Source organism: Dactylosporangium sp. CS-047395 (genome assembly GCF_050942185.1).
Classification (GTDB): Bacteria; Actinomycetota; Actinomycetes; order Mycobacteriales; family Micromonosporaceae; genus Dactylosporangium.
This window is the reverse complement of sequence record NZ_CP192015.1, coordinates 8252707-8266781: the sequence shown is the minus strand read 5'-3', so window position 1 is coordinate 8266781 and position 14075 is coordinate 8252707. Positions and strand designations below refer to the sequence as shown.

Below are 14075 nucleotides of genomic sequence, written 5' to 3'. Positions count from 1 at the left end.
GTTCCATGTTCCGAAAGTGGACCTTGACAGTCCTTCTGTACGACATGAAACTACGTTCCAAACGACTCCAGGAAAATGAAGGGGGCCAGGTGGACGAGATCGGCATCCTGCTGGTCGGCGCCGGGTTCATCGCCGACGCGCACAGTGCCGCCGTGGCCGTCACACCCGGAGCGCGCATCGCCGGGATCGTCGACGTCGACCCCGGCCGCGCCGCCGCGTTCGCGCGGTCGCAGGGTGGCATACCGTACGCCACAGACCTCGAAACCGCACTCGCCTGGCCGGACGTCGACGCCGCCATCGTGTGCACGCCGAACTTCACGCACGCCGGCATCGGCGCCGCGGTCGCCGGGGCCGGCAAGCACCTGCTGATCGAGAAGCCGCTGACCACCACGGTAGCCGACGCCCGGGCGCTGCAGTCCACGTTCGCCGGCCAGGGCCTGATCCTGGCGGCCGCGCACACCCACCGCGCCTACGACTACGGCCGCGCGGTCAAGGAGGCGGTGGCCGGCATCGGCGAGCCGTTCCTGGTCCGCCTGGCCATCCTCGGCGGCTGGATCTGGCCCGACTGGAGCGCCTGGGTCGCCGACCCGGCCAAGTCCGGCGGGCACGCCCTGCACAACGGCGTCCACCTGCTCGACCTGGCCACCTGGTGGCTGGGCGCCCGGCCGATCGCCGTGAGCGCCCGCGGGCACAAGCAGACCGCCGCCGAGCTGGGCATCTACGACTACCTGGAGATGGTGGTGGACTACGCGAACGGGGCCACCGCGGTGTGCGAGATGAGCCGGGCCCACCGGCCGGGCTCGTTCAACCAGCGCGAGCTGTTCGTGGCCGGCACCGGCGGCTCGATCCGCCAGGACTGGGAGGGCGAGGCCGCGGTGCTCTACGCCGAGACCGGCCCCGCGCTGATCCCGGCGGCCGGCGGCAACGGCTTCGCCCGGCAGCTGCGGGCCTGGCTGGACAGCATCGGCGGCGCGGAGCCGCTGATGCCCGTCGAGGACGCGGTGCTCGCGGTCGCCATGGGCGTGGCCGCGGAGCGCTCGATCGAGACCGGCGAGCGCGTGACCCTGGACGAGGTGCTCGGATGATCCGCGTCAGGCTGCTCGGCGAGGCCGGGATCGGAACCCAGAACCACCAGCGCGACATGTACCGCCCAGCCTTCGACCGCCACCCCGCGTTCACGGTCGTCGAGGACGAGGACGCCGAGGTCGTCTCGGTCGCCCTGCCCCTCGCGGAGCGGGCCGGCGCCATCGAGCGCGAGATCCGGGCCGGCCGCCACGTCCTGGCCGACAAGCCCCTGGCCGCCACCGCCGACGAGTGCGAGCGCCTCGCCGGGCTGGCCGAGGAGCACGGGGTGCTCGTCGTCCCGGCCCACCACCAGCGCCTCGGCGGCGCCGTGCGCTCGGCCCGGGCCGCGGTCCGGGCCGGCCGGGTCGGGCTGCCGTGGAACGTGCAGTGCGACTTCATCGTGGCCGGCGGCGACTCCGTCGCTGACATCGGGCCGGGCGGGGAACTGCTCAACCTCGGGCTGTACCCGATCGACATCGTCTGCGACCTGCTCGGCCTCGCGGTGACCAAGGTCCGCGCGACCGCCGGGCCGCTCGACACCCTGCAGCTCGACCACGAGCGCGGGGTCACCAGCACCATCGTGGTGGGCCGCGTGCCGCAGGAGCACGGCATCGCCCCCGGGGGCCTGCTGCTGCACCGGTACCGCATCAGCGGTTCGCACGGCGTGCTCGTCGTCGACGCCACGCGGCCGGCCCTGCAGGTGCGCACCACGACGGAAGCCAGGAACGCGTGGACCGGCCCGGGCACGGTCGACTCGCTGCTCGACGTGCTCGCCGCCGGCGTGCGCACGGGCCGCGCCGAGCTCGGCCCGCGCGATGCCGTCCGCGCGCAGCGGGTCGTCGAGGCGGCCCTTCAGTCCATCAAGGAGAGCCGGGGAGTGCAGCTCGATGCGGTTCGTTAGCTACCTGCGCGACGGAGCGGTCCGCCACGGCAGGATCGAAGGCGATCTCATCGCCGAACTGGGCGACGGAGATCTCCAGAAGCTTGTCGAAAGCGGACTATCCACAAAGGACGTCGCTCGGAGCCACCACAAACCGGAAGCAGTAGCACTCCTGGCTCCGCTGCAGCGGCCCGGCAAGCTGCTCGCGGCCGCGGCCAACTACCAGGACCACGTGACCGAGACCGGCGGCGAACCGCTGGACAAGTCCCGGCTGTCGCCCCGGCTGTTCCTCAAGCCGCCCACGTCCATCGTCGGCCCCGGCGCGACGATCCCGCTGCCCGGCGTGAGCCACGAGGTCGACTGGGAGGCCGAGCTCGCGGTCGTCATCGGCCGCACGGCCCGCAACGTCGGCGAGGCCGAGGCCCTCGACTACGTGGCCGGCTACATGGCCTCCAACGACGTGTCGGCCCGGAGCATGGACTACGGCTTCGAGCGCGACACCGACGACAAGGCCGTCTGGTTCTTCGACTGGCTGGCCGGCAAGTGGTGCGACGGCTTCGCCCCGCTCGGCCCCTGGCTGCTCAGCGCCGACGAGGCCGGCGACCCCCAGGCGATCCCGGTCCGTCTCGACGTCAACGGCGTCACCAAGCAGCACGGCTCGACCAAGGACATGATCTTTTCGGTCGCCGAGCTGATCGCCCATGCCTCGCGGCTCATGACCCTGGAACCCGGTGACGTCATCCTCACCGGCACCCCCTCCGGCGTCGGAGCCGCGACCGGTGAATACCTCAAGGCCGGCGACGAGATGACCGTCGACCTCGGCCCGCTGGGAACCCTCCGCAACACGGTGGCCTGAAGGCCGCGCCCAACACCTCCGATATGCCAACCCCCGATACCAAGAGGTGCCCATGAAACGGGTGTTCCTTGCCGGTGCGGCCGCGATGGCGTTGCTCGCCATGGCCGCCTGCACCGGCCCGAAGTCGGACACGACGTCCTCCGCGCCGGGCAAGTCGTCGCTCAACGTGTACCTGTACCAGGAGCCCGCCGGCGTGTTCAGCCCGCTGGCCCCGCTCAACGGCGCCGACTCGCAGGTGATGTCCTTCGTCTACGAGGGCCTGCTCGCCGTCGACCCCGACTACAAGCTGCAGCCGCGGCTGGCCGAGAGCTACGACGTCTCGCCGGACGCCACGACGTTCACGTTCCATCTGCGCAAGGGCCTCAAGTGGAGCGACGGGCAGCCGTTCACCTCCAAGGACGTGCTGTTCACGTACAACCTGCTGGCCAACCCGAAGACGACCAGCGCCACCGCCGGCAGCTACGCCGGGGTCGCGGGCGTCGCCGACTTCACCTCCGGCAAGTCGCAGACCATCGCCGGCTTCTCGGCCCCGGATGACGACACGTTCGTCATCAAGGCCGCCGCGCCGAACTTCGGCCTGCTCGCGGTCATCGGCTACCCGTGGATCCTGCCCGAGCACGTGCTGGGCAAGGACGCCCCGGACGCCGTGGCCAAGGACGAGTTCTTCCGCAAGCCGACGGTCGGGATGGGCCCGTACACGTTCGTGGAGTACAAGACCAACCAGTACGTCCACGTCACCGCGAACCCGAACTACCGCAACCCGGCGAAGATCAAGGACGTCTACCTCAAGCCGATGACGTCCGACGTCGCCACCGCGCAGCTGGGCAACGGCGGCATCGACATCGCCTCCTACTCGCCGACCGACGCGGCCACCGTGGCCGGCTTCAGCAACGTCGGCACGCAGGAGAAGCCCGGCGCCGGGTTCGTGCGCATCGCGCTGAACCAGTCCAAGGACTACTTCAAGGACGCCCGGGTCCGCCAGGCGTTCCTCTACGCGGTGGACCGCCAGCAGATCGTCAAGACGGTGCTCATGGGCAAGGCCGAGGTGCGCCTCTCCGACTTCGCCAAGGCCAACGAGCCGTCCGGGCTCAACGACTACGCCAAGAACGTCGAGAAGGCCAAGCAGCTGCTGGCCGACGCCGGGTGGGACCCCAACCGGACCGTCAACCTGCAGTGGGTGCACGGCCAGCGCGACCGGGACGCCACGGCGACCATCGTGCAGAGCGAGCTCGCGGCGGTCGGCGTGAAGGTGAACCTGGTCAACATCCAGGCCGCCCAGATCGCCGGCACCTACAAGGACAAGTCGTACGACATGGTCCTCTACGGCGGCGGCAACTACGCCGTGGACTCCTCGGCGATCAACGTCATCACCGCGTGCGCCCAGCAGTACCCGGCCGGTGGCAACATCAACTTCTTCTGCGACCAGAAGCTCGACGGGCTGATGACGCAGGCGAACCAGACGGTGGACCAGGCCCAGCGCAAGAGCCTCTACGACCAGGCGGCCGTCGAGTCCAACGCGCAGGCCGACCTCATGTGGCTGTACAACCCGTACGGTCTGTGGGGCGTGAGCAAGAAGGTCCAGGGCTTCCGGGCCCCCGGCTCCCAGGACGCGAACTTCTGGGACCCGGCGAGCTGGAGCATCACCGCCTGATCGCATCGTCGATGGACGGCCGGGCGGGTCCAGCACCCGCCCGGCCTCTACCCCATGAAGGAGGGTGAGCGATTTGGGGGCGTATCTCATCCGCCGCCTGCTGGTGAACGTGCTGGTCTTCTTCCTGATCACCGTCGCGATCTTCGGCCTGGTGCACAAGACGCCCGGCGACCCGATCGCGATGCAGGTCCCCGCCGACCAGCTCAACGCCGGCAGCGCCGAGTTCATCGCGCAGAAGCGCCACGAGCTCGGGCTGGACCAGTCGGTGTTCGTGCAGTACTGGCACTGGCTCGGCAACGCCCTGCACGGCGACCTCGGCTACTCGCTGCTCAACGGGCGCGCGGTCACCGAGGTGCTCGGCGAGCGCATCGGCCCGACCATCGAGCTGATGGGCGTCGCGCTGCTCATCTCGCTGCTGGTGGCCATCCCGCTCGGCATCGCGGCCGCCCGCCGGCGCAACTCGCTCGTCGACTACTCCGCGACCGTGGTGAGCCTCGGGTCGGTGTCGATCCCGGTCTTCTTCGTGGCGCTGATCGCGATCTACCTCTTCACGCTCAAGCTGCAGTGGTTGCCGTCGTCGGGCATCTCCGACCCGACCGCGCCGAGCCTGCTCGACACGATCCGCCATCTCGTCCTGCCGGCGCTCATTCTGGGCTTCGGCAACTCGGGGCCCTTCATGCGGTACGTCCGCAGCTCCATGATCACCGAGTTGCAGGCCGACTACGTGCGCACCGCCGAGGCCAAGGGCGCGCCCCCGCGCCGGGTCGTCCTGCGCCACGCGTTCCGCAACTCGCTCATCCCGCTGCTGACCGTGGTGGCCTCCAACGTGCCCCAGCTGCTGGCCGGCGCGGTCGTCATCGAGCAGGTCTTCGCCTGGCCCGGCATGGGCCAGCTCGCGGTCAGCTCGGTCAACCAGCACGACTACTCGGTCATCATCGGCTTCGCGCTGCTCATCGCCATCCTGGTGCTGCTGTCCAACCTGCTGGCCGATGTCCTGTACACACTCGTCGACCCGAGGGTGAGGCTGCGATGACGATCCCGATGGCCGACTCGGCCACCTCCGAGATCCGCGAAGCGAAGCCGAGGGTGAGGCTGCGATGACGATCCAGACGTCCGCCGAGGCCGCCGAGGTCGGCGAGGCGATCCCGCGGCGCGGTGCGTTCCGGCGCTTCCGCCGGCACCCGGTCGCCCTGGGCAGCCTGGTGTTCCTGTTCCTCGTCGTGCTGGCCGCCCTGTTCGCGCGGCCGCTGTCCGGGCACGACCCGAACCAGATCGACCTGCTGGCCGCGCGGGCCGCGCCCGGCGGCCACCACTGGCTCGGCACCGACTCCACCGGCCGCGACGTGTTCAGCCGGCTGCTGTTCGCCGGGCGGGTCTCGCTCGGTGTCGGCATCGCCTCGGCCGCCCTCGCGGTCGTCGTCGGCACCGTCCTCGGCGGCATCGCGGGGCTGCTCGGCGGCTGGGTCGACGGGCTCATCATGCGCATCGCCGACGTGTTCATGTCGTTCCCGTCGCTGGTGGTCATCGTGGTCATCGCCGGCATCCTCGGCCCCAGCGTGCTCACGATGATCATCGCGATCGGGCTGTTCCAGTGGCCGGTCTGCGGCCGGATCGTGCGCGGCGTGACGCTGTCGCTGCGCGAGCAGGAGTTCGTGCTGGCCTCCCGGGCCACCGGGGCCGGGCCGATCTGGCTGCTGCGCCGGCACATCATCCCGGCCGCGCTGCCCCCGGTCAGCGTGGCCGCCACCCTGGCCGTGGCCCAGGCGATCATGCTGGAGGCGACCCTGTCGTTCCTCGGCCTGGGCGTGCAGCCGCCGGCGGCCAGCTGGGGCAACATGCTCACCGACGCGCAGAGCCTCACGGTCATCCGCTCCGAGCCGTGGCTGTGGCTCTCCCCGGGCGTCGCGGTCGCGCTGACCGTGCTCGCCGTCAACTTCATCGGCGACGGCCTGCGCGACGCCGTGGATCCGAGGCAGTCATGACCGACCGGCCGAACGAGCAGCTTCTCAAGATCGAGGACCTGACGGTCGAGTTCCACATGGACGACCTCGTCGTGCACGCCGTCGACGGGGTGGACCTGGAGATCAACGAGGGCGAGATCGTGGCCGTGGTCGGCGAGTCCGGCTCCGGCAAGACCGTCACCGCGATGTCGATCCTGCGCCTGCTGCGCGAGCCGCCGGCCCGGGTCAAGGCGGCCACGCTCGCCTTCCGCGGCCAGGATCTGCAGGCGCTCTCGGCGCGGCAGCTGCGGGCGATCCGCGGCGGCCCGGTCGGCATGATCTTCCAGGACCCGATGACCGCGCTGAACCCGGTGCTGAGCATCGGCGACCAGATCGCCGAGACGGTCCTGCTGCACCAGGCCAGGCGGGACAAGAAGGCGGCCCGGGCCCGGGCGGTCGAGCTGCTGCAGCTCGTCGGCGTGCCGGACGCGGCGCACCGGGCCAAGCAGTACCCCCACGAGTTCTCCGGCGGCATGCGCCAGCGCGCGATGATCGCGATGGCCATCGCCAACGACCCGGACCTGATCATCGCCGACGAGCCGACCACCGCGCTCGACGTCACCATCCAGGCCCAGGTGCTGCAGCTGCTGCAGAAGGCGCAGCGGGAGACCGGGGCGGCGACCATCCTCATCACCCACGATCTCGGCATCGTGGCCGAGATGGCGGACCGGGTGGTCGTCATGTACGCCGGCCGGGTCGTCGAGACCGCGACGGTCCTGGAGCTGTTCGAGCGGCCCCGCCACCCGTACACCCTGGGCCTGCTGGCGAGCCTCCCGCGGATGGACACCGAGACCGACCGGCTCGACCCCATCCCGGGCAACCCGCCGAACATGGCCGCGCCCCCGGCCGGCTGCCCCTTCCATCCGCGCTGCGCCCTGGCGCGGGACGTGTGCAAGACGGACCGTCCCCCGCTGTTCGAGATCGGAGCGGGCCGCCGCAGCGCCTGCCACTTCCACGAGGAGCTCGCATGACTGAGCCACTGCTCAAAGTGGAGGGACTGAGCAAGCACTTCCCGATCCGCAAGGGCGTGCTGCGCCGCCAGGTCGGGGCCGTGCGGGCCGTCGACGGCGTCGACCTGGAGCTGGCCGCGGGGGAGACGCTGTCGCTGGTCGGCGAGTCCGGCTGCGGCAAGTCGACCACCGGCCGCCTGCTGGTCCGGCTGCTCGAGCCGACCGCCGGCCGGATCCTGTTCGAGGGCGCCGACCTGGCCCGGCTGCCGCAGTCGCAGATGCGCACCAGGCGGCGGGACATCCAGATCATGTTCCAGGACCCGTACGCCTCGCTGTCCCCGCGGATGACCGTGCACGAGATCGTGGCCGAGCCGCTGCGGGTGCAGGGCCGCTACGGCGACGGCGGCGCGGACCGGGTCGCCGAGCTGCTCCGGCTGGTCGGCCTGCGCCCCGAGCACGCCCGCCGCTTCGCCCACGAGTTCTCCGGCGGCCAGCGCCAGCGGGTCGGGCTGGCCCGGGCGCTCGCGCTCAACCCGAAGCTGCTGGTGCTCGACGAGCCGGTGAGTGCCCTGGATGTCTCGGTCCAGGCGCAGGTCATCAACCAGCTGCGCGACCTGCAGGACCGGCTGGGACTGGCGTATCTGTTCATCTCCCACAACCTGTCCGTGGTCAAGCACATCTCCCATCGGGTCGCCGTGATGTACCTCGGCGGGATCGTGGAGACGGGCACCCGGGAGGACATCTTTGCGCGCCCGACCCACCCCTACACGCAGGCGCTGCTGTCGGCCATTCCGGTGCCCACCCCGGTCGGCCGCGACCAGCGCGAACGCATCACGCTCACCGGGGACGTGCCGAGCCCGGCCGACCCGCCGTCGGGTTGCCGATTTCGCACGCGATGCTGGAAGGCCCAGGATGTCTGTGCGCAGGAGGCACCGGCCCTGATCGATCGGATCGGGGCGGGCCATCCCAGCGCCTGCCACTTCCCCGAGCTACCCGCCGCCCTGTCCACGCCGTAAAGCACGCCCCGCGAGGAGGCCGCCATGGCCCGCACCACCCGCACCGCCCGCCCGGTGCCCGTCGACGACACCAGGCCCGCGTCGGCGAACTACCACGCCAACGCCCTCGCGCGGGGCCTCGCGCTGCTGGAGATGCTCGCCGCCGAGCAGGAGCCGCTGACCGTCAACGACCTCAGCGAGAGCACCGCCCTGCCCAAGAGCACCCTGGTGCGGCTGCTGGCGGTGCTGGCGGAGATGGAGTACGTGGTCCGGGTCGACGAGCGCCCCTCGTACCGCCTGGGCCACAAGGTCCAGCGCCTGGCCAGCGCCTACATCTCCTCGCTGGACCTGACCGTGGTCGCCGAGGCCTACCTGCGCCCGGTGGCGCTGAGCACCGGGCAGACCGCGAACCTGGGCGTGCTCGACGGCGACCAGGTGCTGCACATCTGCGTCGCCGAGCCGGACCGGCCGCTGCGCTTCACCACCGCGATCGGGGCGCGCGACCACACGTACTGCACCGGCCTGGGCAAGATGCTGCTTTCCGAACTGCCCGACGACGACCTCGCCGCGCTGCTGCCGGCCGAGCCGTTCCCGTCCTTCGCCGAGAACACCGTGACCACGGTCGCGGACCTGCGCAGGGACCTCAAGCGCACGGCCAAGCGCGGCTACGCCCTGGACGACCACGAGCGCAGCGCCGGGCTGCGCTGCGTGGCGGTCGGCGTGCGCATCGGCGGCGAACTGCTCGCCGCGGTCAGCGTGTCGGGCCCGGCGGGGGAGTTCACGGCCCAGAAGCAGCAGGAGTACGTCGCCGCGCTGGACGAGGTCGCCAAAGCCATGTCCGACGACCCCGACTTCACCGCGGCGCTGCGGATCGTGCACCGATCCCTGCGCCCCGCCGGAAAACACTAGTGTCCGACGTACGCGATCGCCTCGACCTCCACGCGCACGTCGCCGCGGCCGAACGCCACGACGACCGTGGTGCGGGCGGGCGGCGCAGCCCCGAAGCGGCGGGCGTAGATCTCGTTGAACGGCGCGAAGAGCGTCCCGTTCGACAGGAACGCGTTGATCTTCACGATCTGGTCGGGCCGGGCCCCGGCCGCGGCGAGCACCGCCTCGACGTTGTCCAGGGTCTGGTTCACCTCGGTCTCGAAGTCGCCGAGGTAGATGGAGCCGTCGGCGGTCGTGGCGACCTGCCCGGACACGAAGACGAAGTCGCCGGCCTTCGTGCCGTGTGACAGCGGAACGGTGACGGGGGCGAAGGAGTCAGGGTGGAAACGTTCGATCATGCCGACATGGAATCACATTCCACGTTGCTGCTCCAGGGCGGCACGGTCCTCGACGGCACCGGCGCGCCCGGGTTCGCCGCCGACGTCCTGATTCGCGACGGCGCGGTCCTGGCGATCGGCACCGGGCTCACCGGCGACGTCGTCGTCCAAGCCGAAAGCCGGGTGGTCTGCCCGGGATTCGTGGACCTGCACACCCACTCCGACCTCACCCTGCTGTCCGCGCCCGAGGCGCGCAGCAAGGTGCACCAGGGCGTCACCACCGAGGTCGTCGGCAACTGCGGCCTCGGCGTCGCCCCGCTGCCGCCCGGCGCCGACGTCGAGGCGATCCGGCAGGCCGTGAGCTACCTGGACCTCGACCCGGCGATCGCCTTCGCGTGGCGGGACCTGCCCGGGTACCTCGCCGCCGTCGAACGCGCCCGCCCGTCCGTCAACGTCGCCGCCCTCGTCGGCCACGTCCCGCTGCGCGCGGCGGTCTGCGGCTTCGGCGACCACCCGGCCGGCCCGGACGAGCTCGACCGGATGTGCGGACTGCTCGCCGACGCCCTCGACGCGGGCGCGCTGGGGCTGTCGACCGGCCTGGTGTACCCCCCGCTGACCTACGCCCGCGAGGACGAGCTCGTCGCCCTGGCAAGGGTGGTCGCTGCCGCCGGTGCGGTGTTCACCTGGCACGTGCGCAGCTACGACGACGGGCTGCTCGACTCCGTCGCCCAGGCGGTCCGGGTGGCCCGCGCGACCGGCGCCCGCACGCAGATCTCGCACCTGGCCGCGGTCGGCCGGCGCAACTGGGGCGCGGTCCGCGGCGCGCTGGACCTCGTCGACGCGGCCAACGCGGACGGCTGCGCGATCGGCGTGGACATCTATCCGTACGTCCACGGCAACGCGCCCCTCTCCCAGCTGCTGCCGGCCTGGGCCCTGGAGGGCGGGGCCGACGTGTGGGCGCCCAAGCTGTGGGAGCCGGACGTCCGCGCCCGGGTCAGGGACGCCTGGGTCGACCGGCCCACCGGCTGGGACGAGCTCACCGTCAGCTGGACCAGCCGGGGCGACGCCGACCCGGTCGTCGGCCGGACCCTGGCCGACCTCGGCGGGGCCGACGCCGCCCTCGACCTGCTCGCCGAGCTCGGCCAGGGCGCGATGATGACCGCCGGCGGGCGCAGCGAGGACGACCTGCGCACGGTGCTGTCCCACCCGGCGGCCGTGGTCGCCTCGGACGGGCTGGCCCTGGACCCGGGCGGCATCACCGGTGCCGGGGTCCCGCACCCGCGCAGCTACGGGTGTTTTCCGCGGTACCTCGACCGCTACGCCCACGACCTGCCCGACGCGATCCGCCGCTGCACCTCGGAGCCGGCCCGCCGCATCGGCCTGCCCCAGCTCGGCGTGCTGCGCCCCGGCGCCCCGGCCGACATCGTCGTCTTCGACCCCGACACCATCGCCGACACCGCCACCTTCACCGCACCGCACCAGCTCGCCACCGGCATCGACCTGGTGCTGGTGGGCGGCGTGCCGACCGTCGTGGGCGGCACGCACACGGGAAGGCGGGCGGGGCGGGTCCTGCACCGCACGAGAGGAACCACCGGATGATCGACGTCCACACCCACTGCCACCTGTCCGAGCACTGGGGCTGCGAGTGGCACCGCAACTGGCAGCCCGTGTACGGCCACGAGTACGCCGACCGCACGCCCGAGCAGTACGACGAGGCGATGGCCGCGGCCGGCGTCGACCTCGCGTTCGTCTTCGGCATGCGGGCCACCCGGGCCGGCGTGCTCACCCCGAACGAGTTCGTCCAGGACTTCGTGGCGAGGACCAGCACGAACACCGTCGGCTTCATGGCCCTCGACCTCGCCGACGCCGACGTCATGGAGCAGCTCGCCGACGGCATCGCGCGCGGGCTCAAGGGCATCAAGTTGTACCCCGTGCTGGCCCACTTCGACCCGCGCGAGGAGCGCCACGACGCGTTCTTCCGCGCCGCCACCGAGGCCGGGCTCATCGTGCTCTGGCACATGGGCACCACGCCGAGTCCCGAGGGGCGCCTGGAGCTGTCCAACCCGCTGCTCGTCGACGACGTGGCCCGCCGGCACCCCGATCTCAAGCAGATCATCGCCCACCTCGGGCACCCGTGGCAGCGCGAGACCATCGTCGTGCTGCGCAAGAACCGCAACGTGTTCGGCGACGTCTCGGCCTCCTGGGCCCGGCCCCTCGACGGCTTCATGGCGCTGGTCCGCGCGCAGGAGTGGGGCGTGGTACCGAAGCTGCTGTTCGGCTCGGACTATCCGATGTGGACACCGGCGGAGGCCAAGGACGGGCTGCACCAGCTGGCCGGCATGCGCCCGGGCGGCTTGCCCGCGATCGCGCCGGAGACGATCGAGTGGCTCATCGACGGCGACCCGCGCGCGGCGCTGGGGCTGGCCCGATGACCGCGATCAGCGCGTTACCGACCCCGTCGCTGCTGGTCGACCTCGACAAGCTGGAGCGCAACATCGCGCGGATGGCGGACGCGTTCGCCGGGGCCGGAGTGGGTCTGCGCCCGCACACCAAAACCTCCAAATGCCTCGAAGTGGTACGGCGTCAGCTCGCCGCCGGCGCGCTCGGCATGACCTGCTCGACCCCGGCCGAGGTGGCCTGGCTGCAGGCGGCCGGCGTCACGGACCTGTTGTGGGCGCACGCGCCCGTCGGCCCGCCCAAGGTCGAATTCGTCGTCGACTCGGTCCGCCGGGGCGGCCTCACCGTCGCGCTGGACTCGCTGGAGGCGGCCGCGCCCCTGTCGGCCGCCGCGGCGGCGGCGGGTGTCGAGGTGCCGTTCGTGCTGGAGGTCAACACCGGCCACGCCCGGCTCGGCGTCGACCCCGAGCGGGTGCCGGAGGTCGCCGCCACCCTGGCCGCCCTGCCCGGCCTGCGGCTGCGCGGCCTGCTCACCCACGAGGGGCACCTGGCCGCCCAGCCCGACCGCCCGACCCTGGAGGCGGCCGGACGCACGGCGGGCGCCCTGATGGCCTCGCTCGCCGACGGGCTGCGCGCGGACGGGCACCCGATGGAGGTCGTCTCGGTCGGCTCCACCCCGGGCGCCACCTCGGCCCCGTTCGCGCCCGGCGTCACCGAGGGCCGCCCCGGCACCTACGTCTACTACGACGCCAACCAGATCCGCCTCGGCTCCTGCACCATCGACGACTGCGCGCTCACCGTCCTCGCCCGGGTGGTCTCGGTCCAGCGGCCCGGGCGCCCGATCATCGACGCCGGCATCAAGGCGATGAGCTCCGACACGATCGCCGCGGCGGGCTCGGTCGGCCTGGTCCTGGATTCGGACGCCCGCTTCGTCGACGCCAACGAGGAGCACGGCTTCCTGGCCGACCCCGACGGCCACCTGTCCGTCGGCGACATCGTGCGGATCGTGCCGAACCACGCCTGCGGCACCACCAACATGTGGAGCCACTTGTACGCCGTACGCGGCGACCAGGTCGTCGACCGCTGGGAGATTTCCGCCCGCTATTAGAAACCGTTGACATGGAACGGTGTTTCACGTGAAGTTGCGCCATGAAGGTCATGACCATCTACGCGCATCCCGCGGACACCATCACCAACTGTGGCGGGACGCTGGCCCGCCACGCCGACGCCGGCGATGAGATCGTCGCGCTGATCCTGACCCACGGCGGCCGCATCCACGCCAACCGGTACGCCGAGGAGTGGCGCAAGGACCGGCCCGACGACGCCATCGCCGGGGCCGGCCTCGACGAGATCATCGCGTTCAAGAAGGGCGAGCTGGAGCGGGCGGCCGAGATCGTCGGCATCTCCCGGCTCATCACCCTCGACCGCGACGACCGCGAGGCCGGCCTGCACGAGGGCCTCGTCGAGACGGTCGCCGAGCAGATCGCGGCCGAGCGGCCGGACGTCATCATCTGCGACTACCCGCAGAACCCGGTGATGGCCGCCAACACGCACACCGTGGCGACGACGACGGTCCTGGCCGCCCTGGGCCGCGCGGGTGCGTACCTGCGCAACCTGGACGGGCAGGCGGAGTACCACGTGAAGCAGGTGTTCCTGACCTCGCTGCCGGTGTTCCCGATCGACGGGCTGAGCCTGTTCGGGGTCCGCAACGACGTGTTCGTGGACATCACGCCGGTCGTCGGGCGCAAGGTGGCGGCCATGGACTGCTTCGACAGCCAGGGTTACGCGGGCCTGTTCGCCCGCAAGCTCATCGAGTCGGCCAACGGCGAGGCCGGGCGGGCCGCCGGGGTCAACTTCGCCGAGGGCTTCTACCGGCTCTACAACGAGACCCACGACACGCTGCCGCTCACCGCCGCCGCGCAACGGGCGGACCCGCTGGTGCGGCACGTGGAGTACAGCCGGATCAACCTCCGCGAGGAGTACCCGCTGCCGTAAGCATTCTTGATCATCGCTGTT

Annotated in this window: 14 protein-coding genes; 13 read left to right on the top strand and 1 reads right to left on the bottom strand. The window is 71.6% G+C overall.

Translation table 11 applies throughout. From position 1 onward, the window contains the following. The first annotated feature begins 89 nt into the window (after positions 1 to 89). The 9 genes from ACQP00_RS38825 to ACQP00_RS38785 all read left to right on the top strand — a co-directional run bounded on the left by ACQP00_RS38825 (position 90) and on the right by ACQP00_RS38785 (position 9306). Complete coding sequence (locus tag ACQP00_RS38825; protein ID WP_433206025.1) at positions 90 to 1085, top strand: Gfo/Idh/MocA family protein; 996 nt, start codon at positions 90 to 92, stop codon at positions 1083 to 1085. Beyond that, positions 1082 to 1966, top strand: coding sequence for a Gfo/Idh/MocA family protein (locus tag ACQP00_RS38820; protein WP_433206022.1), 885 nt, complete (start codon positions 1082 to 1084; stop codon positions 1964 to 1966). The genes ACQP00_RS38825 and ACQP00_RS38820 overlap by 4 nt, the downstream gene beginning before the upstream one ends. Further along, positions 1953 to 2801, top strand: coding sequence for a fumarylacetoacetate hydrolase family protein (locus ACQP00_RS38815; RefSeq protein WP_433206019.1), 849 nt, complete (start codon positions 1953 to 1955; stop codon positions 2799 to 2801). Before ACQP00_RS38820 ends, ACQP00_RS38815 begins: the two co-directional genes overlap by 14 nt. Positions 2802 to 2853: 52 nt before the next feature. After that, positions 2854 to 4452, top strand: a complete 1599-nt coding sequence (locus ACQP00_RS38810; protein ID WP_433206016.1) for an ABC transporter substrate-binding protein — start codon at positions 2854 to 2856, stop codon at positions 4450 to 4452. 64 nt (positions 4453 to 4516) lie between these two features. Further along, a complete protein-coding gene (locus ACQP00_RS38805) occupies positions 4517 to 5485 on the top strand; it encodes an ABC transporter permease (protein ID WP_433206013.1) in 969 nt (322 codons plus the stop codon). Positions 5486 to 5549: 64 nt separating this feature from the next. Continuing rightward, entirely contained in the window at positions 5550 to 6434 is an 885-nt protein-coding gene (locus ACQP00_RS38800; protein WP_433206010.1) for an ABC transporter permease, read from the top strand. Next, positions 6431 to 7423, top strand: coding sequence for an ABC transporter ATP-binding protein (locus ACQP00_RS38795; protein ID WP_433206007.1), 993 nt, complete (start codon positions 6431 to 6433; stop codon positions 7421 to 7423). Before ACQP00_RS38800 ends, ACQP00_RS38795 begins: the two co-directional genes overlap by 4 nt. Beyond that, entirely contained in the window at positions 7420 to 8418 is a 999-nt protein-coding gene (locus ACQP00_RS38790) for an ABC transporter ATP-binding protein (RefSeq protein ID WP_433206004.1), read from the top strand. The genes ACQP00_RS38795 and ACQP00_RS38790 overlap by 4 nt, the downstream gene beginning before the upstream one ends. Positions 8419 to 8442: 24 nt before the next feature. Next, the gene (locus ACQP00_RS38785) at positions 8443 to 9306 is read left to right on the top strand and encodes an IclR family transcriptional regulator (RefSeq protein WP_433206001.1); all 864 of its coding nucleotides are present in this window, start codon (positions 8443 to 8445) and stop codon (positions 9304 to 9306) included. On the opposite strand, the gene ACQP00_RS38780 is transcribed toward ACQP00_RS38785, so the two are convergent. After that, positions 9303 to 9683 (bottom strand): RidA family protein, encoded by a 381-nt coding sequence (locus tag ACQP00_RS38780; RefSeq protein WP_433205998.1) that lies wholly within the window; start codon positions 9681 to 9683, stop codon positions 9303 to 9305. The two genes, ACQP00_RS38785 and ACQP00_RS38780, sit on opposite strands and share 4 nt — an antisense overlap. A gap of 6 nt (positions 9684 to 9689) precedes the next feature. Between ACQP00_RS38780 and ACQP00_RS38775 the strand changes: the two genes are divergently transcribed. From ACQP00_RS38775 to ACQP00_RS38760, 4 genes are read left to right on the top strand one after another with little or no spacing between them, the layout of a single operon-like run. Then, positions 9690 to 11261: an N-acyl-D-amino-acid deacylase family protein gene (locus ACQP00_RS38775; RefSeq protein ID WP_433205995.1), complete on the top strand. Its 1572-nt coding sequence runs from the start codon at positions 9690 to 9692 to the stop codon at positions 11259 to 11261. Further along, entirely contained in the window at positions 11258 to 12094 is an 837-nt protein-coding gene (locus tag ACQP00_RS38770; protein WP_433205992.1) for an amidohydrolase family protein, read from the top strand. Before ACQP00_RS38775 ends, ACQP00_RS38770 begins: the two co-directional genes overlap by 4 nt. Then, positions 12091 to 13167 carry an alanine racemase gene (locus tag ACQP00_RS38765; RefSeq protein WP_433205989.1) on the top strand — a complete coding sequence of 359 codons (1077 nt, stop codon included), beginning with the start codon at positions 12091 to 12093 and terminating at the stop codon, positions 13165 to 13167. The genes ACQP00_RS38770 and ACQP00_RS38765 overlap by 4 nt, the downstream gene beginning before the upstream one ends. A 41-nt stretch (positions 13168 to 13208) precedes the next feature. Then, the gene (locus ACQP00_RS38760) at positions 13209 to 14054 is read left to right on the top strand and encodes a PIG-L deacetylase family protein (RefSeq protein WP_433205986.1); all 846 of its coding nucleotides are present in this window, start codon (positions 13209 to 13211) and stop codon (positions 14052 to 14054) included. Positions 14055 to 14075: the final 21 nt, after the last annotated feature.